The sequence below is a fragment of the Amnibacterium endophyticum genome, assembly GCF_042680685.1.
GTDB lineage: Bacteria > Actinomycetota > Actinomycetes > Actinomycetales > Microbacteriaceae > Amnibacterium > Amnibacterium endophyticum.
This window is the reverse complement of the sequence record NZ_JBHUEA010000002.1, coordinates 147,925-172,417: the sequence shown is the minus strand read 5'-3', so window position 1 is coordinate 172,417 and position 24,493 is coordinate 147,925. Positions and strand designations below refer to the sequence as shown.

The window sequence follows — 24,493 nt, the reverse complement described above, 5'->3', positions numbered from 1 at the left end:
ATCGTCCCTCTCGTTCGACTAACAGGATTCTGTTTGTGCGAAGGTAGGCACCGGACCTGACGAGGAGGTGTGCGTCCGATGGAGGAAGCCCCGATGACCGCGGCGGAGCTCGACGCGAACCTGACGTGGAGCATCGTGCGGGTCGCTCGCCTGGTCGGGCAGCGGCTGACCGACCGCCTCGCGGAGCACGGGCTGAACCCCGTGCAGTTCGGCGTGCTCGCGCACCTGGCGGTCGAGGGGGAGATGACGCAGGCCGACCTCGCCCGCTCGGTGCTGGTCCGCCCGCAGAGCGTCGCGCCGCTGCTCGATGGCCTGCAGCAGCGCGGCCTGATCGAGCGGACGGGCGACCGCGCCCGCGGCAGGCGCAACCCCGCGCGGTTGACCGCGGACGGCTTCAGGGCGCTGGACGCGGTGCGGGGCATCGCGCTCGGCGCGAACGACCTGTCGGACGTCGGGCTGCCGCTCGAACGGAGCGAGGAGCTGAACCGCCTGCTGCTTGAGGTCATCCACGCGACGGACGGCGCCCGCCCCCGCGACGGCGACCAGCTCTGGACCCCCTGACCGCAGCTCGCGAGTCCCGCTGGTTGAGGTGCGGAGCGCAGCGGAGCCTCGAAACCACTCCGCTTACCGCGGGTCACCGCGGCCCCCGCTGGTTGAGGTGCGGAGCGCAGCGGAGCCTCGAAACCACCCCGCGGAGACCCCGCCGTCACCCGCCCTGCGCGATGACCCCGATGGTCAGGCCGCTCTCGGCGCAGACCCGGTGCAGCCGCTCCTTCGCGCCGGCGACGGCGGCCGACCGCAGATCGATCCGCGGGCGCTCGAGCGTGCCGGCCGCGTCCCGCAGGGCGGTCACGTCGCGCTGCACGTCCTTCGGCAGGTCGCGTCCGTCGAACTCGAGGTACTGCACCGCGATCGCCTGCAGCACGGCCGCGGACTGCGCGGAGCTGAGGCGGCCGGCCTTCGTCTGCTGGTCCCGCCACACGACGAGCGTCTCGGCCTCGGACTCCGCCGCGCACAACGCGTGCAGGTCCCAGGGCGCCGCGTCGCCCGCCGGCACGGCGGCCGGGGTCGGCGTCACCGTGACGGTCACGGTCGGCGCGGGCGCTGCGGCGGGAGCGGTCGCGCAGCCGGCGAGCAGGAGGGGCAGCAGGAGCACGCCGAGCGCACCGGTCCGGTTCGTCACCGGCGGAGTCTGCCCCCTTCGCCGGCCCGCCGATACCTGGATCTCGGGGGTCGGCTCTCGCGTGCCGTGAGGCAGACCTCGTGCCGTCCGGCAGCCGGAACCCGTGGATCCGATTGCCGGAAGGAACGGATGATGCCGGAAGGCGCGGTGAACCGACGGGCTAGAACCCGCCGGCCGCGCGGACCGTGTACGGCGCCTCGAGCGCGGCGATCTCGTCGTCGGTCAGCTCGAGGTCGACCGCGGCGGCGGCGTCCTCGAGGTGGTGGGGCTTGGTGGCGCCGATGATCGGGGCGTCGACGACCGGGTGCTTCAGCACCCACGCCATCGCGACTTGCGCCATCGGCACGCCCCGGGACTCCGCGATCCGCTGCACCGCGTCGATCACGGGCCGGTCCTGGTCCGGGTCGTTGAACAGCGCGTCCCCGACCTTGTCGTCGTGGCCGCGCGCGGTCTTCTCGCCGCCGAACGGGCGGGCGACGCGGCCCTTCGCGAGCGGGCTGTAGGGGATCGAGCCGACGCCCTGGTCGGCGAGCAGCCCGAACATCTCCCGCTCCTCCTCGCGGTAGAGCACGGAGTACTGGTCCTGCATCGACACGAACGGCGTCCAGCCGTGCAGGTGCGCGGCCTCCTGCAGCTTCGCGAACTGCCACGCCCACATCGCCGAGGCGCCGAGGTACCGGGCCTTGCCGGCCTTCACGACGTCGTGCAGCGCCTCCATCGTCTCCTCGACCGGGGTCGTGGGGTCGAAGCGGTGGATCTGGTACAGGTCGACGAAGTCGGTGCCGAGGCGCTTAAGGGAGGCGTCGATCTGCTGCATGATCGCCTTCCGCGACAGCCCGCGGTCGCCGGGCCCCTCGCCCATCGGCATGAAGACCTTCGTGGCGAGCACGATCTGGTCGCGGGAGGCGTAGCGCTCGATGGCGCGGCCGACGAACTCCTCGGACTGGCCGAGCGTGTAGACGTTCGCGGTGTCCCAGAAGGTGATGCCGAGCTCGACGGCCTGCCGGAAGTAGGGCTGCGACGCCTCCTCGTCCAGCGTCCAGGACTGCCAGCCGTGGGCCGGGTCGCCGAACGACATGCAGCCGAGCGCGATGCGGCTGATCGTGAGGCCCGTCGAGCCGAGGTTCGTGTACTGCATGGGGAATGCCTTCCGGACGGGAGCGCGAGTCGGGCCCCGCGTCCGCGACGTCCGGCTCCTCATGCAACGCCTGCGTCCCTCCGCGCCCGCTGGGCTGGCATCAGAGGTCCTCGAGAGACCGTTCGCTGCACGGCAGATGCACGATCAGCACCTTGATCGCGTCGATGACGAACCGAGGCGAGGTCCATTCGCACGGCGATGCTCAATTCTGCCGACGGGTTGACGGAAAAAATGCCTGTTCATAGCGTCTCCCCGTGGCCAAGCCCGACGACGTGCCGATCCTGATCAGGCGCACCCATGAGGAGCGCATTCTCGCGACCCTCCGTGAGTCCGGGCCGCTCACGAGAGCGGAGCTCGAGCGCCGCATCGGGCTCTCGCGCACCACGCTCTCCGACATCACGTCCGTGCTGCTCCGCCGCGGAGCGATCGTCGAGCGCCGACCGGAGGAGGGCCCCCGCGGCCGTGGGCGACCGGCGGTCCGCCTCGCGCTGGACCCCGCTTCCGGTCAGTTCCTCGGCGTCGACCTCGGGCACCGCCGCGTCCAGGTCGCCGTCGTCAACGCGGCCAACGAGGTGATCGCGTCGGGCGAGCGCGCCTACATCCCCGAGATGTCCTGGAGCGAGCGGCTGGAGGTCGTCTTCGGCCTCATCGACGACGCGACCGCGGCGACCGGTGTTCGTCTCGGCGCCCTCGAAGGGATCGGATTCGGCGTGCCGGGCCCGCTCGGCTCCGCCTTCGGCGACGAGTCGCGCGTCCCGCCGCGATGGCAGGGCACCCGGCGCGACAAGGTCGTCGCGCTCATCCGCGAGCGGGTGGCCGAGCGGTTCGAGGCTCCGCTCGTCCTCGACAACAACACACGGTTCGCGGCCCTCGGAGAAGCGGTCTGGGGTCCGTCCCTCGATACCGACAGTCTGCTCTACATCCGCTTGTCGGACGGTGTCGGCGGCGGGGTCGTCGCGGGCAGCCGGCTGGTGGTCGGCTCGCTCGGCACCGCCGGGGAGCTCGGTCACATCACCGTCGATCCGCGTGGTGCGCGCTGCTGGTGCGGCAAGCAGGGGTGCCTGGAGACAGTCGCATCCGCACCCGCCATTCGTGCGAGGGTCGCGGAGGGCGCGGCCGAGAAGATGGTGGTGCGGGAGGCGGGCGCTGCCACCGGCCGCGTGCTCGCGGCGGCGAGCACGGTCATGGACCCGACCGAGGTCGTGGTCGCAGGGGAGGTGCTGCGGTACCGGGGCTTCCTCGATGCGGTCCGGACGGCTTTCGAGCACGAGGTGCTGCCCACCGGCGTCCGGACGCGGCTGCGAGCCTCCACGCTCAGCGAGCAGGCGGGCGCGCTGGGCGCGATCGCCGCCGCCTTCCATCGTTCCCCGCTGCTCGTCGGCTACGCGAGCTGGGCGACGAGCCCGGTTCGAGTGGCCGATCGCCTACCTGCCTGATCCACGCCACCTGCCTGTCCACGCCGAACCGGAGGACCGATGACGACCCTCTCCACAGAAACCGTCCCGAGAGACGCCGCCGGCGGTGCCGCACGACCGGTGGCCCGCAGACGCGTTCCGCTCTGGACGCTCTCTGTCATCGCGATCGTGGCCGGGATCGGTCTGTTCTGGATCCTCTCGCTGGTGACGATCCTGCCGAGCCCTCCGCAGGTCGTGATCAGGGCGGTGCAGCTGGCGTCGAACGGGACGTTGTTCGGGGACGTCGGAGCCAGCCTCGGTCGGGTGCTGGTCGGGTTCGCGCTCGGTACGATCCTGGCCGTCCCGGTCGGCTTCCTCATGGGCTGGTACGGCGTCGCACGAGGTCTGCTGGACCCGTGGGTGCAGTTCGTGCGGATGATCCCGCCGCTCGCGATCCTGCCGCTGTCGATCGTCGTGCTCGGCACGGGTGAGGTCGCCCGGGTGTTCGTGATCTTCCTCGCCTCGTTCCTCGCGTGCGTCGTCGCCACGTTCCAGGGAGTGGTGAGCGTCGACCGCACCCTGATCAACGCTGCACGGGTGCTCGGCGCCAAAGACGGCACCATCTTCCTGCGCGTCGTCGTCCCGGCCTCCAGTCCGTTCCTCTTCGTCGGGATGCGGGTGGGGCTCGGCTCCTCCTGGGCCACCCTCGTGGCATCCGAGCTGATCGCCGCGCAGCAGGGTCTGGGCTTCCGGATGCAGCAGGCGCAGCTCTACTTCGATTTGCCGACGATCTTCGTCTCGATCATCGCCATCGGCGTGCTCGGTCTGGTGATGGACCGGCTGCTGCTGCTCGCGGAGCGGCGTGTCACCTCATGGCAGGAGCGTCGATGAACCCCAAGATCTCGGTCACCGGTCTGCGCCGGACGTTTCCCTTGAGCACAGGGGACTTCACCGCACTGGGCGGTGTCGACCTCGCGGTGCAGGACGGCGAGTTCGTGACGCTCGTCGGTCCTTCCGGCTGCGGGAAGTCGACGCTGATGAACATCGTCGCCGGCCTCGACACGCCGACGTCGGGCGACGTCCTGGTCGACGGGCGACCGGTCGACGGGCCGAGCCCGGAGCGCGGAGTGATCTTCCAGCAGTACGCGCTGTTCCCGTGGCTGACGGTGCGGGCCAACGTCGAGTTCGGGCTCCGGGTCGCCGGTGTGCCGGTCGCGGAGCGCCGGTCGCGTGCACAGCACTACATCGACCTCGTCGGGCTCACGACCTATGCGGACCAGCTCCCGAAGTCGCTGTCCGGCGGCATGAAGCAGCGCACGGCGATCGCTCGGGCGTACGCGGTCGATCCGCAGCTGCTGCTGATGGACGAGCCGTTCGGGGCGCTCGACGCGCTCACCAGGGTCAACCTGCAGGACCAGCTGCAGCGCACCTGGCAGGAGGCGAGGCGGACCGTGCTGTTCGTCACCCACGACGTCGAGGAGGCGGTCTACCTCGCCACCCGCGTCGTCGTGATGGCCGCGCGGCCCGGCCGCATCCAGGAGGTCATCGACGTCGATCTCCCGTTCCCGCGGAGCGAGGAGACCCGGCTGTCGCCGGAGTTCGCCGAGATCAAGAACCGCGTCTGGCGCGCGGTCTACCACCAGCCGTCCGGGCTCCCCGGCGCCGACAGCATCGTCGGCGCCGACCACTGAGGAAGAGGAAACAGCAATGCACATCACCAGGAAGCGTCTCGGCATCGTCGCCGCGGCATCCGTCGCGATCGCCGTCGCACTGACGGGCTGCAGCACCGGTGGCCAGACCGGTGCTGCAGCCGGCGGGGACGGCAAGCAGTGCTCCGGGAACACGAACGTGAACTTCGGGTACATCGGCGACTTCAACGGCACCAGCCTGCTCGCGATCGCGAAGGCCAAGAACATGTGGGCCGAGCACTGTCTGACCGTCAACCCGCAGGTGTTCACCAACGGGCCCCTGCAGATCACTGCCATGGGCTCGGGAAGCCTCGACTTCGGCTACATCGGCCCCGGTGCGCTGTGGCTGCCGGCGTCCGGTAAGGCGAAGATCGTGATGGTCAACACCTTCACCAACGCGGACCGCGTGGTCGCGCTCCCGGGCAGGGGCATCAAGACGATCGCCGACCTGAAGGGCAAGAAGGTCGCGTACCCGAAGGGCACATCGGGGGAGATGATCCTGCGCCTCGCGCTCGCGAAGGCCGGCATGACGATGGACGACATCAACGCGACACCGCTCGACTACGCGCCCCTCACCTCCGCCCTCGCCGCCGGCCAGTTCGATGCGGCCGGCTTCGGCTATCCGCAGCTCACCACCGTGAAGCAGCAGCAGAAGGGCATCATCGAGCTGGCGAAGGACTCCGACTTCACCGACCAGCGGTTCGTGACGGCGTTCGTGGCACGTGAGGACCTGCCGACGAAGGATCCGAAGATGGTGTCCGCGGTGCTCGCCACGCTCAAGGAGGCGAACGACTACCGGCTGCAGCACACGTCCGAGGCGATCTCGCTGGTCGCCGCGATGACCAACGTCCCCGAGGACCAGGTCAAGACCGACGCGAGCTTCGACCAGCTCGTCTCCACGGCCTCGCTCGAGCAGTCGACGAAGGCCGGTGACGTCGACACCTGGCTGAACAACTTCGGGAAGTACTTCGTCTCCGTCGGCACGCTCACCGAGCCCGGGAACGCGTCGGACTACTACACCGGGGACCTCTACGAGAAGGCCGGCGAATGACGCGCCGGAACGTCCTCTTCCTGCTGACGGACCAGCACCGCGTCGACACGCTGGGGTGCTACGGCAACACGGCCGTCAGCACCCCGGCCCTCGACGGGCTCGCGGCCAGCGGCACCCGCTTCGATCGCTGGTACACGCCGAGCGCCATCTGCACCCCCGCGCGTGCCAGCCTGCTGACCGGGTACTCACCCTTCCGGCACCGGCTGCTCGCAAACTACGAGCGCAACGTCGCCTACCGCGAGGACCTCGACGAGGGGCAGTTCACGTTCGCCCGAGCCCTGCAGGAGGCCGGCTACCGCACGGGACTCGTCGGCAAGTGGCACGTCGGGACCCACCGGACCGCGGCCGACTACGGCTTCGACGGCCCGACCCTGCCCGGGTGGCACAACCCCGTCGACGCTCCGGACTACCTCGCCTACCTCGAGGAACGCGGGCTGCCGCCCTATGCCATCAGCGATCACATCAGAGGCACGCTGCCGAACGGAGGGCCGGGCAACCTGCTCGCCGCGCGGCTGCACCAGCCCGAGGAGGCGACGTTCGAGCACTACCTCGCGGACCGCGCCATCGAGCAGCTGCGGGACTACGCGGCAGGGCGTCGGGAGGACGGGCGACCGTTCTTCCTCGGGCTGCACTACTTCGGTCCGCACCTCCCGTACCTGCTCCCGGACGAGTACTTCGACATGTACGACCCCGCGGCGATCGAGCTGCCCGCCTCGATCCAGGAGCGATTCCTCGGCAAGCCGCCGGTGCAAGCCAACTACAGCAAGCACTGGACGTTCGACACGATCCCGATCGAGACGAGCCGGAAGTTGATTGCGGTGTACTGGGGCTACGTCACGATGATCGACCGGCAGCTGGGGCGGGTCCTCGACGCGCTGGACGAGCTCGGGCTGACGGAGGAGACCGCCGTGTTCTTCTCGAGCGACCACGGCGAGTTCACCGGCTCGCACCGCCTTCACGACAAGGGGCCGGCGATGTACGAGGACATCTACCGAACGGCCGGCATCGTCCGTGTGCCCGGCATGCCCGCCGGGCAGGTGAGCGACGAGTTCGTCACGCTGACGGACGTGACCGCGACGATCCTGGCGCTGGCCGAGGTGGACCCGTCGCCCGCGGTCGATTCGCGCAGCCTGCTGCCGCTGGTGGGAGGCGAGCCCGTCGAGTGGCAGCAGGACGTGCTCTGCGAGTTCCACGGCCACCACTTCCCCTACCCGCAGCGGATGCTGCGCGACCGGCGCTACAAGCTGGTCGTGAACCCCGAGTCCGTCAACGAGCTGTACGACCTGGAGGAGGACCCGGACGAGCTGCACAACCGGTACGAGCACCCGGAGCTGGCGGAGGTCCGCGAGCGGATGCTGCACCGGCTCTACACCGCGCTCGTCGAACGGGGGGACAACTTCTACCACTGGATGACATCGATGTACGACGTGGGCGGCGTCGGCTACGACCCGAGCATGAGCGGTCTCGACGAGCCGACGTACGTGGGCCGTTGAGCGGCTCGCGCAGGCCGAACTTCCTGTTCGTCATCACCGACCAGCAGCGGTACGACACGATCCACGCGCTCGGCTTCCCGCACGCCGAGACCCCCGTCCTGGACCGCCTCGTGCAGGAGGGCACCGCGTTCACCCGTGCCTATGTGACTGCCCCGTCCTGCGCCCCGTCGCGCGCGAGCCTGTTCACGGGGCTCTACCCGCACAGCCTCGGCGTGCTCCGCAACGACGACCCGTGGCAGCACTCCTGGGTCGAACAGCTCGCAGCGGCGGGGTATCGCTGCGTGAGCGTCGGGAAGATGCACACATTCCCCTACGAGGTCGCCGCCGGGTTCCACGAGCGGCACGTCGTCGAGAACAAGGACCGCAGCAATCCGAAGCTGCCGTTCCTGCTCGACCAGTGGGACAAGGCGCTCGCCGTGCAGCACATGGCCAAGCCGGACCGGCGGGTGCACCGCCAGCGGCCCGACTACCGCGACCGGCTCGGCGCGTTCGAGTGGGAGCTGCCGGAGGAGATGCACGCCGACAACTTCGTCGCCGGGCTCGCGAAGCTGTGGCTCGACACCTATCCGCGCACCGGCGAGCCGTTCTTCCTCCAGGTCGGATTCCCCGGTCCGCACCCGCCGTACGACCCGACACCGCGCTTCATCGAGCGATTTGCGGACCGGGACGTGCCGATGCCCCACGATGATCCCGACGACGTCGCCGCATTGCCGACGCCGCTGCAGGAGCTGCGGCGCGACCATCTGACCGTCGACCACGACGGCATCGTGTTCCTCGAGGATCCGACGCCTGAGCAGCAGCGCAGGCAACGGCTCTACTACCTCGCGAACGTGGCGATGATCGACGAGCAGATCGGCGAGCTCCTCGAGGCGCTCGACAGGCGCGGGGTGCTCGACGACACCGTCGTCATCGTCACCTCTGACCACGGGGACTGCCTCGGTGATCACGGCCTGGTGCAGAAGTGGAACATGTACGAGCCGAGCGTGCACGTGCCCGTCATAGTCAGGGGGCCCGGGGTCGAGGCCGGGCAGCGACTCGACGGACTCGTCGAGCACATGGACCTCGGCCCGACGGTGCTGGAGCTCGCGGGGGTGAAGCCGCCGGCCTGGATGGAGGCCCGCTCGCTCGCGTCCGCGCTGCGCGGCGAGCAGTGGGCGGGGCGGTCCCACGCCTTCTCCGAGCACGCGCGGGACGTGATCCTGACCGGCACAGCGCTGATGACGATGGTGCGCGACGAGCACCTCAAGCTGGTGGAGTTCGTGGACTCGGAGGAGGGACAGCTGTTCGACCTCCGATCCGATCCGGACGAGGTCCGGAATCGTTGGGACGACGCGGAGTACTCCGAGGACAAGTACCGGCTGCTGCGCGTGATCGCCCGGTGGCGAGCGGCGAGCGCGCTCGACTCCGCCGCCTGGTCGGCCTCGACGCGATGATCCGCGCGTCACGGGCCTCGCGACCGCTTCTCGACCCGTCCCGGGAGGAACTCGGTGCGGCAAGCCCGACGCGCACTGATGCGGAGGACGGCATGACCCTGCACGGCGCCGCGTGGATGGGCTGCGTCAGGCTCGGGGTTCTAGGAACGGGGGCCCCGTGAACGAACGGCGGACAGGCGGGCGCGACGCTGTCGAGCATCGGGCAGCCGGGCACGAGTGCTGCGCTCCGGCGGGTCGCGACGGTCTGCTCGAGGCTGCCGCTCCCGGCATCGTGCCGGTACTTCCCGTCGTCTCCGCAGGAGCGCAGCATCACGCGATCGAGCAGGCGCACGTTCCCGCGCAGGTGTTCGCGATGGGCGACGGTCGCGGCGACGGCCGCTGGTCGGACGGCGAGCTGCCCGTCCACCCCGTCTCGCTCGAGGCGTTCGACATCGACGCGACCAGTGTGACCAACGACGACTTCGCCCGCTTCGTCGCCGCGACCGGGTACCGCACCGAAGCGGAGGTCTTCGGCTACTCCGCGGTGTTCCACCTCGCGTTCACGGGAACGCGGGAGGACGTGCTCGGCCGGCCGCCGCAGACCCCGTGGTGGCTCGGCGTTCGCGGAGCCGACTGGCGTCACCCTGGCGGCCCCGGATCGGATGTCACGAGGCTGGGCGACCACCCGGTGGTGCACGTCTCCTGGAACGATGCCGCGGCGTACTGCCGCTGGGCACGACGGCTCCTCCCCACCGAGGCGCAGTGGGAGGCCGCGTCTCGTGGCGGGCTCGACGGCGCCCGCTACCCGTGGGGAGACGAACTCGGAGGTCGGGATGGAGAGCCCGGGTGGCGGGTGAACATCTGGCAGGGCGTCTTCCCCACCGAGAACACCGTCGAGGACGGCTTCCTGACCTCTGCGCCCGTGCGGACCTTCGAGCCGAACTCCTATGGCCTGTGGCAGACGGTGGGCAACGTGTGGGAGTGGTGCGCCGACGTGTGGGCCGAGGACACGTATGCGATCGACCAGCAGCGGGGAACGGTGCACGAGCCGGCCGGCCCTACGGCCCGTTCCGAGGACGCTGTGCGAGTGATGCGCGGTGGCAGCTACTTGTGCCACGACTCCTACTGCAACCGCTACCGCAACGCCGCGCGTTCCTCGAACACCCCGGACTCGTCCATGGGTAACGTCGGCTTCCGAACCGTGGCATCCAGGTGAGCGCATCGGACGGGCGCAGGTTCCCTGCTCGAGTGTTCGAGCTGGGGGAGGAACCGGACCCTCGGTTCACGCTCGCGAACGAGCGGACATTCCTCGCATGGATCAGAACCGGTCTCGCGCTGATCGCCGGTGGCGTCGCAGTGGACGCGGTGCGGCTGCCGATCGCGCCGGCGATCCGGGTCGCCGTGGCGCTCGTGCTCCTGCTGTTCGGACTGCTCATACCCCTGCTCGCTTGGCTCAGCTGGGCGGCGACGGAACGTGCGCTGCGGCTCGGCAGACCACTGCCGGGCTCGGCCATCACTCTGCCGCTCGCTGTCGGCGTGCTGATCGTCGGCGTGCTCATCGCTGTCGGTGTCCTGGTCGGGTGAACGAGCTCTGCCCCCACCGCCGCGGAGGAGTCGCTCACCGGCGCCTCCCTACCCTGGAGCGATGGCCACCTCCGTCCCGTCCCTCGCCCTCAACGCCGGCAACCGCATCCCGCAGCTCGGCTTCGGGGTCTTCCTCATCAAGCCGGAGGTGACGCAGCAGGCCGTCGAGGAGGCGCTCGAGGTCGGCTACCGCCACATCGACACCGCCACCGGCTACGGCAACGAGGCCGAGGTCGGTGCCGCCGTGCGCGCCTCCGGCATCCCGCGCGAGGAGGTCTTCGTCACCACCAAGCTGAAGAACGACCACCACGCCGCGGGCGACATCGAGGGCGCGTTCCAGCGCAGCCTCGACGCGCTCGACCTCGGTTACATCGACCTGTACCTGATCCACTGGCCGATGCCGAAGAACGACGTCTACGTCGAGACCTGGCGCACCTTCACCGGCTTCACGAGCGACGGCCGGGCGAAGAGCATCGGGGTGAGCAACTTCAAAATCCCGCACCTGCAGCGGATCATCGACGAGACCGGCGTGACGCCGGCGGTCAACCAGGTGGAGCTGCACCCGACGTTCCAGCAGCGGGAGCTGCGGGCGTTCCACGAGCAGCACGGCATCGAGACCGAGGCGTGGGCGCCGCTCGGCCAGGGCCGCTACGACGTGTTCAGCCTGCCGCCGATCGTGGCGGCGGCGGAGGCGCACGGGGTGACGTCGGCGCAGGTGGTGCTCCGCTGGCACGTGCAGACGGGGCTGATCGCGCTGCCGAAGTCGAGCTCGAAGGACCGGATGCGTGAGAACCTCGAGTCCGCTGGCTTCGAGCTGACCGCGGACCAGATGGCCGCGATCGACGACCTCGACCAGAACGTCCGGCTCGCCGCCGACCCGGACGACATGAACGTCGACTGAGGCGGGCTCCGGTCCCGGGGGTGCGTCCGCGCCCTCGGGACCACCTGCTGATGCCGCGTTGCGGACCGCTCCGACCGCGAGGACGCTGGAGCCCATGTGGGATCGCGTCGCCGCGGCCGAGGCCGCGAACGAGTGGATCAGGCGGTACGTCCGCGCCTGGGAGACGAACGCCCCGGACGACGTCCGCCGCCTCTTCACCGAGGACGCGGAGTACCGCGACGGCCCGTCGACGCCGCCGTGGGTCGGGCACGACGCGATCGTGCAGGGCTGGCTCGGGCAGCAGGACGAGCCGGGCGCCTGGTCCTTCGAGCACGAGCTGACCGCGGTCGACGGCGACGTGGTGGTGGTGCGGGGGTGGACGCACTACCCGGAGGGCACCGCGAAGCGCCGCCGCTACGACAACCTCATGGTCGTCCGGCTGGACGCCGACGGCCGTGCCCGGTCTTTCACCGACTGGTGGGTCGCGGCGGACGCCGACGAGGAGTGAGGACCACCGGCTCCCGCCGTCGAGGCGAGCGGGCCTAGGGTCCGGGCATGACGGGTGCGCGGCTGACCGGGTTCGAGTCCGACGGGCTGCACTTCACCGTCCGCGACGACGGCCCCCTCGACGGGCCGGTCGTGGTCGCGCTGCACGGCTTCCCGCAGACCTCCGCCTCCTGGGCCGCGGTGACCCCGCTGCTGACCGCCGCCGGGTACCGCGTGCTTGCCCCGGACCAGCGCGGGTACTCGCCCGGCGCCCGGCCGCAGGAGGTCCGCGCCTACGCGATGCGCGCGCTCGCCGGCGACGTGCTCGCGCTGGCCGACGCCGCGGGCGTGGAGCGGTTCCACCTGCTCGGGCACGACTGGGGCGCCGCGGTCGCGTGGAGCGTCGCCGGGCGCCACGCAGCCCGGGTCGCCTCGCTCGCCGCGGTCTCCGTGCCGCACCCCGCGGCGATGCAACGGGCGCTAGCGGGGCGGCAGGCGCTGAAGTCCTGGTACATCGGCGCGTTCCAGCCGCCCGTGATCCCGGAGGCGCTGCTCCGAGTCCGCGGCGGCGTGCTCGCCCGGCGCCTCCTGGCCTCGACGGGGATGCGCGACACAGGCGAAGCACTTCGCCTCCTCACCGACCCCCGCGCAGCGACCGCGCTGCTGAACTGGTACCGCGCGATCCGGCTGCGCGGTCAGCTCGGCGCGGGCCGGATCCGGGTGCCGACGCTCTTCGTGTGGAGCGACGGCGACAGCGCGATCGGCCGTCGCGCAGCGGAGGGCGCCGGCGACTTCGTGAGCGCGCCGTACCGCTTCGAGGTGTTCCGCGGTACGTCGCACTGGATCCCGGAGGAGCGGCCGCAGCAGCTGGCCGCGCTGGTCCTGGAGCACCTGGCCGCGCACCCGATCTGACGCGGCCGACCGGCCGACCACCTGCGCGACGCCGAGCGACGCTCGGGTCGTCGGAGCGTCAGAACCAGGTGCGGAGTCGAAGCACGGTGCGCGCGGAGCGGGCCGCATCGCCCGGCCGTTGGTGCGACACGGCCTCCTCCGAGGCGAGCACGCCGTTGGTCTGATCGAAGACGTACCGGGTCCGCATCGGCACGGAAACCCGCTGCCGGCGCAGCAGCGGCGCGCCCTCCTCCGCCTCGGCCATGCCGTTCGTCTGGTCGAAGACGTGCCCGCCGAGCATCGGCACCCAGAAGCGCTGCCGGCTGCCGGGTCCCAGCAGCGGCACGGGCGGGAAGAGCGCGGGGGAGAAGCCGGACCGCACCGCCTTCCGCCAGGACAGGTCGCGCGAGACGCCCGCGGCGGCACGCAGGACCAGGCCGACCGCGGCGCCCGTCGGCCTCCACCGCTGGTCCGCGACGAAGGCGCGCTCCCACAGCTCGAACTGCACCGCGGTCGTCCGCTCCGCCGCATGCCTCGAGTCGACCCCGCGCACGCAGAGCCGAAGCCAGGTCGTCACCAGGGCGGTGGCGACCCGGTACACGCGGGACGAGCTCACCCGCGCAGCCTTCTGCCCGGAGCGCATGCGCGGACGGTAGCCCGCCACGAGGCCGCGGGCAACAGCCGGATGGTGCATGGCAGGACCAAATCGGCGAACGGGGGCCGCATGACGATCCGCTCATCCGTGCTCGAAGGCCAAACGCAGCAGATCCTTGACCGGATTGGCTTGAGGTCGACAGCCGTGGCGTTACTGATCACAGCGCACGAAAGCCTTTGCCCGCGGCTACCGAGATCGATCGGGGAGTCCGGCTCCTCGTCCTACGCGAAAGTTGTCTGCGCTCGGTGGTGACGCTCACAAGCCCCTTGAGGCCAGAACAGCAGCGGGGTCCCGGCAGTGCGCTTCCGTTCGCACCTTGGGTCGATGCGACACTGCCGCCATGGTGTCGACCGGTGCTCGAGTGCGTTCACTCGGCCGTCTCCTCGTGCAACTGGGACGGCAGCCGAGTGCCGCGAAGCAAGCTCCACCCCGACTCGAAAACCTTCCTCCGCGAGCGGTCGACGACCTTCGCAACCTCTACCGGAAGCTTGGTGGCGTTGATGAGTCGCCAGCCTTCCGACCGGGCGTATGGGACATCGTTCTTGAGGACGGGGCAGTTCTAGAGCTGGACGAGGAGTTGCACTTCAACCGATTCCGCGCCACGACATTGGGTGAGCGGGGATTCGAGCGGCTGCCGTGGGCAGCCGACTACGGCCGATACGCCTCACACAGAGAGCACGAGTGTCTGCGTGCGGGGCAGTGGGGTGCGCGATGGACCACGGCCGGAAGCGTTCGGATGTTTGGCGGGGGAGACCCGCCTGGAGATCTAGGTCCAGCCGGTTCTCCACGTTGGAAGCAACGCGCCCTTTACGACGCGATCAAGGATGCGCATGCCGCAGCCGGCGTCGTACGACTCATTCGTCTGTCCATCTACGACGAACTCGAGGGCACGGCGCTCGATACCGTGCTCAGGGGCGGCGGCACATTCCCGCTGGCTGCGCTTGAAGACCTCGTGGGGCGCCGGGCCGCCGGCGCCTGAGCACTAGCTTCAGCGGGACTGCAGTCCCGGCTCGAGACCGCCCTGAACCCAGGATGCGCCTGTCTATCCCTCCGGGATCACCCGCTCGAAGCGGCTCGTGTCCGCGCCGTCCGGGTCGGGCCGTTGCGGAAGCCGGTATCGAGCGCGTCGAGCGCCGCCATCTGCTCGTCGGTCAACGCGAAGTCGAACACGGCGAAGTTTGCGCGGATCCGACCGGGGTTCGTCGACTTCGGGATCGCGTTGCGCCCCTGCTGCACGTGCCAGTGGAGCATCACCTGGGCCGGCGTCCTCCCGTGTGCCTCGGCGATCGCGCTTAGGGCCAGGTCCTTCATCACGTTGCGGCGCCCCTCGCGGAAGCCGGGGTAGAACGTCGCCGCGCCGATCGGCGACCACGCCTGGGCAAGGATTCCGGCGGCGGCGTCCGCCTGCTGCGCGTCCCGCTGCTGGAAGTACGGGTGCAGCTCGATCTGGTGCAACGCCGGCACGAAGTCGGTCTCGGCGAGCAGGCGTTCGAGGTGGTGCAGCATGAGGTTGCTGACGCCGATCGCCCGCACACGACCCTCCGCGAGCAGGCGTTCGAGCGCGCGGTAGGCGTCGAGCGTCGTCACGAACCGGTCCGGCGCCGGGTGGTGCAGGATCAGCACGGCGATCCGGTCCGAGCCGAGCTTGCCGGTCGCCTTCTCGAACGCGTGCAGCGTCTGGTCGTACCTGTAGTCGGAATTCCAGATCTTCGTTCCGAGCACGATCTCGTAGCGGTCGAGGACAGAAGTGCTGAGACCAGCGCCGCTCGTTCCGCTTACCGCGGTAGGGGCGGGGTTGTCGGAGGCCGAGCGGGGGGCCTCCGCGACACTCGCCTGACTGGTTAAGCGAGTGTCGCGGTGAGGAGAGCGGAACGTCGTCGCTCGGCTTCCCTAGGGTTGTTCACCGTGAGCAACCCGGCGTCGGAACTTGCTGTGATCCTCCGGGCCTGGCGCGTCGTGCCGAAGAACCAGAGTGTCTCGACACATCGGACAACGAGGCCGGGGGACGGCGGGCGCGGCATGTGGGCGCACCATCGCCGAGCTGCCGGTTTGCTCCTTGATGTGGAACGCGTCCTCCGAGCGATGAAGGCCAGCGGAGTTCGGGTGGAGCACTACGAGCGCGGGTTGGACCCGTGGAGCCGGGTGGTTTGGGCGCCTCAGCTCCCCTTTGGGGCGGGCCAGTCGAACGATGTTGTACTGATCGAGGAGTCCTCGATCGACCTACTTGATGCGCTCGGCGACTACCTCGACGCGACGTCGATGCCGCTGGTTTCCGACGAGACCAGGATTCTCACGGCGCAGGACGCGCTGAAGGAGGCGCTGGACCTGCTCACCGCGGGGGGAGTGCAGCTTGGCGCAGCCGAAAGCCGGTACGTCACAGAGCTCATTGCACAGGTGCAGGACCTGCTCAACGATCCCGACGGAGCGTCCATCGATCTACTTCACCGGATATACGAACTCTTCGGCGTGCTCTCGGACATGGCCGATCGGCTGGAGGTGGACCGGGAAACGCGCGAGACGGGACGACGCCTCCGTGCGGTCGCACGACGGATCAGCCCGTGGGCTCTGCAGGTCACGGTGTTCGGGATCGGAGCACTCGACGCCGCAGCGAATCTCAAATCACTTCTGACTTAGCACGGCCCGTGCCCGCCGAAAGCGTCGGGGGAGCGTCGCCAACCGAATAGCGCAGCCGGTTACGCGTCGCTGTCTGCGCGACGCGTGAGCACGAGGACACCGGAAAGGAGGACGAGCAGAGCCCCGCCGATGGCCGAGGCAGTGGGCAGCACCTGAAGTTGGCCTTGTCCCGCGAGGAGTAGCGCGACGAGGACCTGGGCCACCCCCTGGATCAGCCCGGTCGTCAGCGCGGCGGGTCCAAACGCGGCGAGCTGGAGTCGCGATCGCACCGGCACCGCGCGTGCCAGCAGCACGAGGACCACGAGCACGTGCAGCGCGAGGACGAGTGCGGACAGCGACGCGTCGAGGTCGTTCGGGCTCCGCAGCAGCTGGCCGAGCACGACGAGCGCGACGAGCAGCCACGGCACGAACGTCCGCACGCGGAGCGCGGCGACGACCGAGAGGGCGACGCCGACCAGGAGCAGGAGATCCTGCAGCACGAGCAGCGAGGCGAGGATCCCGATGACGCCGACCGCGATCGGCAGGACGACCCCTGGGACCCACGGGCCGATCTCGAAGCGTGCTCTCACCTTCGGGCGGGTCGCCGCGCTCATCGCGGCCCCCGTGCGCGCTCGGCCTGGCGGAGGAGCACGTCGCGGTCCGCGTCCTGCCACGGCACGACCGTGACGCCGACGCGGCGCAGGCGGTCGAGGCGGTCGGCGCGCTCCAGCAGCAGGACGCGGTGGGCGAGGCGGTGGGCGTCGTCGGCGCCCTCGAGGCTCGGTGCCGGCAGCACGTCGACCGCCACGACGCGGTGGCCGGCGCTGCGCCACAGCACCGCGAGGTCCGCCACGTCCTCGTCGAGGAACGTCGACACCAGGTGCACGACCGCGGCCGCCGGCAGCACCGGCGCCGTGATCGAGGCGCCCGGGCGGGCGGTGGTCCGCGTCACGACCGCGCGGATCTGCTCCAGCTTGCGCCGGCCGCCGCCGCTGCGGGCGCTCGCCCCGGTGCGGGTCAGGTCGTGGAAGGCGACGCGGTCGCCCGCCTCCAGGTAGCTCGCCGCGATCGCCGCCGCCGCGGGGCGGGCGAGGTCGAGCGACGACGTGCCCTTGCGCGCCGGCCGGTCGCTCGCCCACTCCGCGATCGCCGCGCCGACGTCGTCGCGGCTGTCGAGCACGATCACCGCCGCGGCCTCCGCGGTCGCGTCCATCCGCCGCACGATCAGGTCCGAGTCGGAGCGCGGCGAGCGGGCGGTCGCGCGCCAGTCGATGCGGCGCAGCCGGTCGCCCGGCGCGAACGGGGCGAGGTCGCGGAAGTCGAGGCCGTCGCCGAGCCGCCGCGCGGCGTGCCCGCCGGGCCGGTTCGTCAGCCGGTGGGGCAGCACCAGGGAGGTCACCCGCTCCCGCGCCGGGGCGACCACGGCGCGGGCGACGGCCGGCTCGAGGTGCTGCACCAGGTCGCCGCCCGCCGCGACCACCCGGCCGTGCACGCGGAGCACCTCCTGCGGGCCGCTGTGCAGGACGGGGAGGCGCGCCTCCATCGACCGGGCCTGCCGCGCGCCGACCACGACCGTGGTCGACGGCTCCTCGTAGGCGCCGCTCGACAGCACGACGAGGTCGACGCCGGCGGGCGCGGCGACCCGCACCTCCGCGACGACCGCGTCGTCCCCGACGCGCGTGCCGACGGCGAGCGAGGCGGTGCCGACGGGGCGGCGGAGCGCGATCGCGGCGGTAGCGGCGAGCGGCAGCCCGAGCAGGGCGACGTCCGCGCGGCCGAAGCCGAGCCCGACCCCGAGGATCACGATCGCGAGCATCCCGAGCGCGGCCCCGCCGCCGCGGCGGTGCCAGCGCTGCTGCGTCGGCGCGCTCACCGGACGCCGGCGCGGCCGACGACCGGGGGACCCGGCACCTCCGCGACCGCGTGCTGCACGACCGCGGCCGGGTCGACGCCGGAGGCCCAGGCCTGCGCGGTGAGCGTCAGCCGGTGCGCGAGCACGGGGACGGCGCAGCGCTTCACGTCCTCCGGGGTCACGAAGTCGCGGCCGTCGAGCACCGCGAGGGCCCGCCCCAGCAGCAGCAGCCCCTGCGACCCGCGCGGGGAGGCGCCGACCTGCACCTGCGCCACGTTCCGCGTCGCCGCGGCGAGGTCGACGCAGTAGGTGATCACGTCGTCGTCGACGAACACCGCCTCGACCGCGGCCTGCATCGCGAGCAGCGTGCGGGCGTCGATCACCGGCGCGATCGGGGCCGCCTCGTGCCGCCGCGCGACGCGGTTACGCAGCACCTGCGCCTCCCCGCCGCGGTCCGGGTAGCCGACGGACAGCCGGACGAGGAAGCGGTCCAGCTGCGCCTCCGGCAGCGCGTACGTCCCCTCGTACTCGATCGGGTTCGAGGTCGCGACGACGTGGAAGGGGCGCGGCAGCGGCATGCTGCGGCCCTCGATCGTCACCTGCCCCTCCGCCATCGCCTCGAGCAGCGCCGACTGCGTCTTCGGCGACGTGCGGTTGATCTCGTCGGCGAGGAACAGGCCGGTGAAGACGGGGCCGGGGCGGAACTCGAACTCGCGGGTCGCCGGCGCGTAGACGAACGAGCCGGTGATGTCGGACGGCAGCAGGTCCGGCGTGCACTGCAGGCGCCGGAAGTCGAGGCCGAGCGCGGTCGCGAGGCTGCGCGCCGCGAGCGTCTTGCCGAGGCCCGGGGCGTCCTCGAACAGCACGTGGCCGCCCGCGAGCACGGTGCCGAGAGCGAGCTCGAGGCCGTCGCGCATCCCGACGACGACGGTGCCGACGCGGTCGAGCACCTCCCGGCCGATCGCGGCGACGTCGGCGATGGAGAGCTGCGGGTCAGTCGGCACGGGACGTCCTGTCGTCGGGGAGCGGGCGGGCGAGGCGGCCCGGGGCGGGCGGGGGGAGGCGTTCGACCGCGGTCAGCGCGGCGGCGAAGGCGCGCGGCGGCACCGCCTTCTCGCGACCCGGGCGGAGCACGGCCCAGGCGTCGGCGCCGAGCAGGGCGGCGATCGCGTCGGCGTCCTCGGAGCGGTGCTCGACGAGGCCGTGCGGCGCGAGCCGGTGCGCGGCGACCCGGCGGAGGCGGGCGACGACCGTGCCGCGGATGTGGCTGCGGTGCTCGACGATCGACCAGGCGAGCTGCTGCAGGTCGGAGCGGCCGCCGGTGCGCGGCTCGGGCCCGTCGGGGGCGAGGTCCTCGGTCGAGACGACGCTGCGCTGCGCGAGCAGCACGAGCACGACGGCGAGCACGCCCGCGCCGAGCGCGATCGCGTGCGGGCCGTCGAGGCCGATGATCCAGGCCGCGAGCCCGATCAGCACCGCGGCGGGCAGGCCGATCACCGCGCTGCGGACCAGGTGACCGACGTTCATGCGCGGTCCGCCGCGGCGACGCGCTCCCACGACGTCTCGAGCGCGCGCAGCGCGTCCCGGGCACTCGCGGCGTCGGCGGGGGAGATCGCGCCGTCGCCGAAGCGGGCGCGCAGGTAGAGGCGCAGCAGGGCGTCGAGCGCGCTGCGGTCCGCGCCGGTGCGGCTCAGCACCCGGCCGGTGAACTCGGTCGGGGTCTCCGCGGCCGCGCGGGGGAGGCCCGCGTCCTCCGCCGCCTGCTGCAGCCCGAGCCAGGCGCGCACGACCGCGTCGCCGGGCTCCCGGTCGGTCTCGAGGGCGACGAGCGCGGCGGCGATGCCGCGCAGCACGGTCGGGGCGTCGGCGACCCGCTGGTCGTCGATCGCGTCGAGGCCGGCGAGCCCGCGGAGGCCGCTGCGGCGCTTCCGCTTGCGCAGCGCGCGGACGAGGAGGCGGATCAGCACGACGAGCACGACGACCGCGACCAGCGCGGCGAGCACCAGCAGCACGGTCTGGGCGATGCCGCTGGTCGGCGGCGGCGTCGGCACCGCCGGGGGCCGCGGTGACGGCGGCTCGGTGGGCGGCGCGCCGGGCGCCTGCATGATCCCGCCCGTGCCGCCCAGCTGCGGCGGCGTGAACGTCGGGCGCCCCTCGAAGGCCGTGGCGACGACGATGAGCGCCGCGCCGGCGACGACGAGCGGCAGGAGCAGGCGGCCGCGAGGGCGAGCCGGGACGGGCTGCTGCTCCGTCCCCCCGTCGTCCGGCTGCACCTGTCGAGGCTAGTCACCGCGCGGGAAATGGTCCGCACGCGCCTCCGCGTCGCCTCAGAAGTGCGTCGTGCCGCGCAGCCGCGGGGGCCGCGAGTCGGGGTCGACGGCGAGCCGGTTCGCGGGCTCCGCCCAGAGCCGCTGCCGCGGGCCGACCGGCTCCACGGTGTGGCGGCGGATCCGACCCGCGGGGCGCGGCCCGACGCGGCCGCCGCGGTGCCACGCGTCGAGCCGGTCGGCGGAGGCGTTCCAGAGCGCCAGCCCCGCCGCCGGGTCGAGCAAGGCCGGGTCGTCCCGGTCGAGGCCGAGGTGCTCGCTCCACAGCTCGAGGCGCAGGTCCCGCGCGAAGCGGCCCGGCACCGAGCCGCCGACGCGCTGCGGCTCGCGCGGGTCCGCCTCCGTGTCGACGACCGCGCACGTCAGCTCGCTGTCGGTCGTCCACGAGCGGCGGTTCACGTTGTCCGACCCGCAGGTGGACCACACGTCGTCGACGGTGCAGATCTTCGCGTGCACGTAGATGGGCGTGCCGGCCTCGTTCTCCGGGTCGAAGACGCCGACGCGGTCGGGCGCAGCCCGCCGCAGCATCCCGATCGCCCGCAGCTGCCCGAGCCGGCTCGGCGGCCCCGAGAACGCGCCGTCGGAGTCGGGGTAGCGGGGCACGAGCGCGATGACGTGGAGGTCGCGGTTCCGCCGCAGCGCCTGCGCGATGCCGGCCGCGATCTCGGCGGACCACAGGTACTGGTCCTCGATGTAGATCAGGGACCGCGCCCGCGAGAACGCCTTGCTGTACGCGCGGGCGACGCTGCGCTCGCCGTTCGGCGCGAACGGGAACGACGGCCGCTTCGGGGCGTAGGTGCGCAGCAGCTGCACGGCGTGCGGGCCGGCGGGAGGCGGGGGCGGCGCGGCCTCCGGCAGCGGCTGCGGGTGCCGCGGCATGCGGGCGAGCCGCTGCTGCAGCATCCGGTACGGGTCGCGGTGGTCGAGCGGCGTCGGGTCGTCCCACCGCTCCGCGAAGATCGCGAGCACGTCCGCGACCACCGGGCCGCGCAGCTCCAGCGAGGCGTCGTGCCACGGCGGGGTGCTGCCGTAGCGGGGGTCCATCGAGAGCGCCTGCGGGTCACCGTGGTGGTCCGCGTCGTCGCGCCGGCTGTGGCAGAGGTCGAGGCCGCCGACGAAGGCGACGTCCTTGCTCGGGTCGTCGCGGCGGCGCAGCACGAACAGCTTCTGGTGGTGCGACCCGAACACCTTCACCCGCTGGTCGAGCAGCACCTCCCCGCCCGCCTCGTTGATCTCCCGCCCGAGCATCGCGTTCGAGCGCCCGCTCATCGGCGACGTGATGCGCTCGCCGTGCGAGCGCCAGACGAGCCCGCGCACCTCCACGCCCCGCTTCGCGAGCGCGACGAGCAGGTCGCCGATCGTCGGGCCGTCGGGCAGCAGTCGCTCGTCCGCGTCGCCGCGCCAGTCGGTGAACCACACCCGGTCACCGGCCTGCAGCGCCGACAGCTCGTCGTGCAGCGCCCTGAAGTACGTCGCGCCGTGGACCAGCGGGCGCACGAGGTTGCCCTCCGACCAGCCGGAGCCCGACCCGGTCCCGGCGTGGACGCCGGTGGCACGGTTCCCCCGCTCGTCGCCGGAGAGCAGCCAGTCGTCCGCAGCAAGACCCACCCGCGCACTCTCCCGCACCGCGGCGGGGTGAATCCTCGGCCGCGAGCGGACCGCATCGACCGTGCCCTCTGCCGAGGTCGCGTCAGGGCGCCGTCCTCCGCGCGCCCCCATCTGGACGGATTGCAGGGACCCAGCAGCGGACATGCGCCCGGTACCGCAGGTAGGCGGTGCCGAAGCGGCGCTGCAGGTCCGCCTCCTCCGGCGGCCGGATGAGGACGTGCCACAGCACGGCCCCGGCGAGCGCGTACAGCACGACGAACCAGGACGAGAGCATCGCGCCGACCGCCAGGCCCTGCAGCACGCCCGCGACCGCCATCGGGTTCCGGACGACGCGGTAGGGCCCCGCGACGACCAGGCGGTTCGCGGTCGCTGCGGGCAGCGGGGTCCCCTCGCCCCGCAGCGACATCGCCGCCGCAGCAGCGACGCCGAGCGCGGTCGCAGCGACGAGCAGGGCGGCGCCGACCGGGATCCCGCCACCCCAGCTCGCGTGCAGGGCCCAGCGCTGCTCGAGGAGCAGCAGCAGCGTGGGGACCCCGATCAGCAGGACGCCCCAGAACAGCGCGGCCTGCGCGAGCGTCGCCGCGAGGTACGCCGAGCGGCGACGCCCGGCGCGGGCGGGGCGGAAGCGGAACGGTCCACGCAGGAGGAGCGAGACGGGGACGCCGCGGTCCAGCAGCGCGAGCAGGGCGGTGACCGAGCCGCCGGCGGCGGCGACCATGAGCACCGCGCCCGCGCCGGCCTGTCCGGTCACCGTGCTGTAGCCGACGAGCAGCAGCGCGACGAGGCAGGTCCAGCCCGTCGCGACCCGGGCTGCCACGAGCAGCCCGGACGCGGCGAGCAGCGAGCCGACGACGAACAGCGGCACGTCGAGCAGTGCCACGGGGAGCGGGGCGAGGTCGCCGAGGGTCGCGAGCCGGACCGGTGGCAGCACGGCGACCGCGATCCACCAGGCGGCGCCCATCGCCGCCTGAAGCGCGAAGTACGCCCGTCCGAGCGTCGGCGTGCGCGGCACGGCCCGACCGTAGCGCCGTGCCGCGCGCGATCGGGCTGCGCGGGCGGTCGGCGCGCCCGATCGGTCAGGAAGGTCGAGGGCCCCGGCCCGCAGCCGGTCGACCGCGCTGCGCGGCACCGGGTCAGCGCGCCCGGTCGAGCACGCCGTCGCGGAGCGCGAGGACGGGGTCGCACCGCGCGCTCAGCTCCTGGTCGTGCGTCGCGAGCACGACCGTGACGCCGCGGGCGGTGAGGCCGAGCAGCAGGTCGGTGACCCGCTCGCGGTTCGCGGGGTCGAGCTGCGCCGTCGGCTCGTCCGCGAGCAGCAGGTCGGGCCCGGTGACGAGGGCGCGGGCGAGGGCGACGCGCTGCTGCTCCCCGCCGGAGAGCTCCTCGACCAGGTTGTCGGCGCGGGCGGTCAGCCCCACCGAGCCCAGCGCCTCGAGCGCGGCGGCGCGGACCGCCCGACGACGCGGTCGGCGCTCGCCCGGCAGCCCCTGCAGGGCGAGCTCCACGTTCTCCGCGGCGGTGAGCAGCGACAGCAGGCCGAACGCCTGGTGCACCAGCTGGACCCGGCCCGTCCACGGGTCGCGGCCCGCCGGGGTGACGGAGCGGCCGTCGTAGGTGACGGTGCCGCGGTCGATGGGCTGGAAGGCCGCGAGCGCCGTCAGCAGCGTCGTCTTCCCGGAGCCCGACGGCCCGACCAGCGCCGCGGCGCGCCCCGCGGGGACGACGAGGTCGATGCCGTCGAGGATCGTCCGGCCGCTCCGGCGCAGGCCGACGCCCTCCGCGCGCAGCGCGATCGGCCCGGTCACGCCGGCCCCTCCTGCCCCGGCGCGATCGGGTGCAGCTCGATGTGGTCGCCGCGGCGCACGACGCGGGCGCGGCCGCCGGGCGGGAAGGTCTCGGCGAGCTCCTGCGGCAGCTGGATCGTGCCGTCCCGCCCGATCACCGCGACCTGCTCGCCCCGCCGCGCCTCCGCGCCGATCCGCCCGTCACGCATCGTGAGCCGGCGGTCCATCCCGTCGCCGACCTCCGCGTCATGGGTGACGACGACGACGGTCGTGCCCCAGCGGTCCCGCGCGTCGCGCAGCAGCTCCACGACCCGCTGCGCGTTCGCGTGGTCGAGCTGGCTGGTGGGCTCGTCGGCGATCAGCAGCCGGGGCGAGGCGACGAGCGCCGCGGCCAGCTCGGCCCGCTGAAGAACGGCGAGGGCGGCTACGTCGCGGACGCCGAGACCCTGCTGAT

Annotated in this window: 27 protein-coding genes; 14 read left to right on the top strand and 13 right to left on the bottom strand. The window is 72.3% G+C overall.

Going from position 1 to position 24,493, the window contains the following annotated elements; translation table 11 throughout:
- Nucleotides 1-93: 93 nt before the first annotated feature.
- Nucleotides 94-561, top strand: coding sequence for a MarR family winged helix-turn-helix transcriptional regulator (locus ACFSBI_RS02175; protein ID WP_377931564.1), 468 nt, complete (start codon nt 94-96; stop codon nt 559-561).
- A 145-nt stretch (nt 562-706) separates the two neighbouring features.
- On the opposite strand, the gene ACFSBI_RS02170 is transcribed toward ACFSBI_RS02175, so the two are convergent.
- Both ACFSBI_RS02170 and ACFSBI_RS02165 read right to left on the bottom strand, forming a co-directional pair.
- Entirely contained in the window at nt 707-1,183 is a 477-nt protein-coding gene (locus tag ACFSBI_RS02170) for a hypothetical protein (RefSeq protein ID WP_377931562.1), read from the bottom strand.
- Between the two features lie 160 nt (nt 1,184-1,343).
- Nucleotides 1,344-2,321, bottom strand: coding sequence for an aldo/keto reductase (locus tag ACFSBI_RS02165; RefSeq protein WP_377931560.1), 978 nt, complete (start codon nt 2,319-2,321; stop codon nt 1,344-1,346).
- Between the two features lie 254 nt (nt 2,322-2,575).
- On the opposite strand from ACFSBI_RS02165, the gene ACFSBI_RS02160 reads away from it, so the two are divergent.
- The 11 genes from ACFSBI_RS02160 (at nt 2,576) to ACFSBI_RS02110 (ending at nt 13,221) form a co-directional block, all read left to right on the top strand.
- Entirely contained in the window at nt 2,576-3,757 is a 1,182-nt protein-coding gene (locus ACFSBI_RS02160) for an ROK family transcriptional regulator (protein WP_377931558.1), read from the top strand.
- 147 nt (nt 3,758-3,904) lie between these two features.
- Nucleotides 3,905-4,606 carry an ABC transporter permease gene (locus tag ACFSBI_RS02155; protein WP_377931556.1) on the top strand — a complete coding sequence of 234 codons (702 nt, stop codon included), beginning with the start codon at nt 3,905-3,907 and terminating at the stop codon, nt 4,604-4,606.
- A 41-nt stretch (nt 4,607-4,647) separates the two neighbouring features.
- Nucleotides 4,648-5,406 (top strand): ABC transporter ATP-binding protein, encoded by a 759-nt coding sequence (locus ACFSBI_RS02150; RefSeq protein ID WP_377931554.1) that lies wholly within the window; start codon nt 4,648-4,650, stop codon nt 5,404-5,406.
- 16 nt (nt 5,407-5,422) lie between these two features.
- The gene (locus ACFSBI_RS02145; RefSeq protein ID WP_377931552.1) at nt 5,423-6,454 is read left to right on the top strand and encodes an aliphatic sulfonate ABC transporter substrate-binding protein; all 1,032 of its coding nucleotides are present in this window, start codon (nt 5,423-5,425) and stop codon (nt 6,452-6,454) included.
- Nucleotides 6,451-7,947, top strand: a complete 1,497-nt coding sequence (locus ACFSBI_RS02140) for a sulfatase-like hydrolase/transferase (RefSeq protein ID WP_377931550.1) — start codon at nt 6,451-6,453, stop codon at nt 7,945-7,947. The genes ACFSBI_RS02145 and ACFSBI_RS02140 overlap by 4 nt, the downstream gene beginning before the upstream one ends.
- Complete coding sequence (locus ACFSBI_RS02135; protein ID WP_377931548.1) at nt 7,944-9,380, top strand: sulfatase family protein; 1,437 nt, start codon at nt 7,944-7,946, stop codon at nt 9,378-9,380. Before ACFSBI_RS02140 ends, ACFSBI_RS02135 begins: the two co-directional genes overlap by 4 nt.
- A 244-nt stretch (nt 9,381-9,624) precedes the next feature.
- Nucleotides 9,625-10,575, top strand: a complete 951-nt coding sequence (locus tag ACFSBI_RS02130; protein ID WP_465252512.1) for a formylglycine-generating enzyme family protein — start codon at nt 9,625-9,627, stop codon at nt 10,573-10,575.
- A 32-nt stretch (nt 10,576-10,607) separates the two neighbouring features.
- Nucleotides 10,608-10,943: a YidH family protein gene (locus tag ACFSBI_RS02125; protein WP_377931546.1), complete on the top strand. Its 336-nt coding sequence runs from the start codon at nt 10,608-10,610 to the stop codon at nt 10,941-10,943.
- Nucleotides 10,944-11,004: 61 nt separating this feature from the next.
- On the top strand, nt 11,005-11,844 hold the full coding sequence (locus ACFSBI_RS02120; protein WP_377931544.1) for an aldo/keto reductase: 840 nt from the start codon (nt 11,005-11,007) through the stop codon (nt 11,842-11,844).
- A 94-nt stretch (nt 11,845-11,938) separates the two neighbouring features.
- Entirely contained in the window at nt 11,939-12,331 is a 393-nt protein-coding gene (locus tag ACFSBI_RS02115; RefSeq protein WP_377931542.1) for a nuclear transport factor 2 family protein, read from the top strand.
- A gap of 47 nt (nt 12,332-12,378) precedes the next feature.
- The gene (locus ACFSBI_RS02110) at nt 12,379-13,221 is read left to right on the top strand and encodes an alpha/beta fold hydrolase (protein WP_377931540.1); all 843 of its coding nucleotides are present in this window, start codon (nt 12,379-12,381) and stop codon (nt 13,219-13,221) included.
- A 58-nt stretch (nt 13,222-13,279) separates the two neighbouring features.
- Here the strand turns inward: ACFSBI_RS02110 and ACFSBI_RS02105 are convergent, their stop codons facing one another.
- On the bottom strand, nt 13,280-13,816 hold the full coding sequence (locus ACFSBI_RS02105; protein ID WP_377931538.1) for a hypothetical protein: 537 nt from the start codon (nt 13,814-13,816) through the stop codon (nt 13,280-13,282).
- 379 nt (nt 13,817-14,195) lie between these two features.
- Between ACFSBI_RS02105 and ACFSBI_RS02100 the strand changes: the two genes are divergently transcribed.
- Complete coding sequence (locus ACFSBI_RS02100) at nt 14,196-14,834, top strand: DUF7255 family protein (RefSeq protein ID WP_377931536.1); 639 nt, start codon at nt 14,196-14,198, stop codon at nt 14,832-14,834.
- Nucleotides 14,835-14,911: 77 nt separating this feature from the next.
- Here the strand turns inward: ACFSBI_RS02100 and ACFSBI_RS02095 are convergent, their stop codons facing one another.
- Complete coding sequence (locus ACFSBI_RS02095) at nt 14,912-15,577, bottom strand: aldo/keto reductase (protein WP_377931534.1); 666 nt, start codon at nt 15,575-15,577, stop codon at nt 14,912-14,914.
- 183 nt (nt 15,578-15,760) lie between these two features.
- Between ACFSBI_RS02095 and ACFSBI_RS02090 the strand changes: the two genes are divergently transcribed.
- The gene (locus ACFSBI_RS02090; RefSeq protein WP_377931532.1) at nt 15,761-16,489 is read left to right on the top strand and encodes a hypothetical protein; all 729 of its coding nucleotides are present in this window, start codon (nt 15,761-15,763) and stop codon (nt 16,487-16,489) included.
- A 59-nt stretch (nt 16,490-16,548) separates the two neighbouring features.
- Here the strand turns inward: ACFSBI_RS02090 and ACFSBI_RS02085 are convergent, their stop codons facing one another.
- From ACFSBI_RS02085 to ACFSBI_RS02045, 9 genes are all read right to left on the bottom strand, one after another.
- A complete protein-coding gene (locus tag ACFSBI_RS02085; protein ID WP_377931530.1) occupies nt 16,549-17,082 on the bottom strand; it encodes a hypothetical protein in 534 nt (177 codons plus the stop codon).
- Nucleotides 17,079-18,341, bottom strand: a complete 1,263-nt coding sequence (locus tag ACFSBI_RS02080; protein WP_377931528.1) for a DUF58 domain-containing protein — start codon at nt 18,339-18,341, stop codon at nt 17,079-17,081. The genes ACFSBI_RS02085 and ACFSBI_RS02080 overlap by 4 nt, the downstream gene beginning before the upstream one ends.
- The gene (locus tag ACFSBI_RS02075) at nt 18,338-19,324 is read right to left on the bottom strand and encodes an AAA family ATPase (protein ID WP_377931527.1); all 987 of its coding nucleotides are present in this window, start codon (nt 19,322-19,324) and stop codon (nt 18,338-18,340) included. Before ACFSBI_RS02075 ends, ACFSBI_RS02080 begins: the two co-directional genes overlap by 4 nt.
- Nucleotides 19,314-19,847, bottom strand: coding sequence for a hypothetical protein (locus ACFSBI_RS02070; RefSeq protein ID WP_377931525.1), 534 nt, complete (start codon nt 19,845-19,847; stop codon nt 19,314-19,316). Before ACFSBI_RS02070 ends, ACFSBI_RS02075 begins: the two co-directional genes overlap by 11 nt.
- Entirely contained in the window at nt 19,844-20,593 is a 750-nt protein-coding gene (locus ACFSBI_RS02065) for a DUF4129 domain-containing protein (protein WP_377931524.1), read from the bottom strand. The genes ACFSBI_RS02070 and ACFSBI_RS02065 overlap by 4 nt, the downstream gene beginning before the upstream one ends.
- A 54-nt stretch (nt 20,594-20,647) precedes the next feature.
- The gene (locus ACFSBI_RS02060; protein ID WP_377931522.1) at nt 20,648-22,255 is read right to left on the bottom strand and encodes a phospholipase D family protein; all 1,608 of its coding nucleotides are present in this window, start codon (nt 22,253-22,255) and stop codon (nt 20,648-20,650) included.
- Nucleotides 22,256-22,337: 82 nt separating this feature from the next.
- Nucleotides 22,338-23,267 carry a methyltransferase family protein gene (locus ACFSBI_RS02055; RefSeq protein WP_377931521.1) on the bottom strand — a complete coding sequence of 310 codons (930 nt, stop codon included), beginning with the start codon at nt 23,265-23,267 and terminating at the stop codon, nt 22,338-22,340.
- Between the two features lie 121 nt (nt 23,268-23,388).
- Nucleotides 23,389-24,060 carry an ABC transporter ATP-binding protein gene (locus tag ACFSBI_RS02050; protein ID WP_377931520.1) on the bottom strand — a complete coding sequence of 224 codons (672 nt, stop codon included), beginning with the start codon at nt 24,058-24,060 and terminating at the stop codon, nt 23,389-23,391.
- On the bottom strand, nt 24,057-24,434 hold the full coding sequence (locus tag ACFSBI_RS02045; protein ID WP_465252511.1) for a hypothetical protein: 378 nt from the start codon (nt 24,432-24,434) through the stop codon (nt 24,057-24,059). Before ACFSBI_RS02045 ends, ACFSBI_RS02050 begins: the two co-directional genes overlap by 4 nt.
- Between the last annotated feature and the right edge of the window lie 59 nt (nt 24,435-24,493).

Bases quoted from the DNA above. Each gene is read 5' to 3' on its own strand.
- ACFSBI_RS02175 (WP_377931564.1), top strand. From the start codon at position 94: ATGACCGCGGCGGAGCTCGACGCGAACCTGACGTGGAGCATCGTGCGG.
- ACFSBI_RS02165 (WP_377931560.1), bottom strand. From the start codon at position 2,321: ATGCAGTACACGAACCTCGGCTCGACGGGCCTCACGATCAGCCGCATC.
- ACFSBI_RS02145 (WP_377931552.1), top strand. From the start codon at position 5,423: ATGCACATCACCAGGAAGCGTCTCGGCATCGTCGCCGCGGCATCCGTC.
- ACFSBI_RS02140 (WP_377931550.1), top strand. From the start codon at position 6,451: ATGACGCGCCGGAACGTCCTCTTCCTGCTGACGGACCAGCACCGCGTC.
- ACFSBI_RS02120 (WP_377931544.1), top strand. From the start codon at position 11,005: ATGGCCACCTCCGTCCCGTCCCTCGCCCTCAACGCCGGCAACCGCATC.
- ACFSBI_RS02115 (WP_377931542.1), top strand. From the start codon at position 11,939: ATGTGGGATCGCGTCGCCGCGGCCGAGGCCGCGAACGAGTGGATCAGG.
- ACFSBI_RS02110 (WP_377931540.1), top strand. From the start codon at position 12,379: ATGACGGGTGCGCGGCTGACCGGGTTCGAGTCCGACGGGCTGCACTTC.
- ACFSBI_RS02100 (WP_377931536.1), top strand. From the start codon at position 14,196: ATGGTGTCGACCGGTGCTCGAGTGCGTTCACTCGGCCGTCTCCTCGTG.
- ACFSBI_RS02085 (WP_377931530.1), bottom strand. From the start codon at position 17,082: ATGAGCGCGGCGACCCGCCCGAAGGTGAGAGCACGCTTCGAGATCGGC.
- ACFSBI_RS02070 (WP_377931525.1), bottom strand. From the start codon at position 19,847: ATGAACGTCGGTCACCTGGTCCGCAGCGCGGTGATCGGCCTGCCCGCC.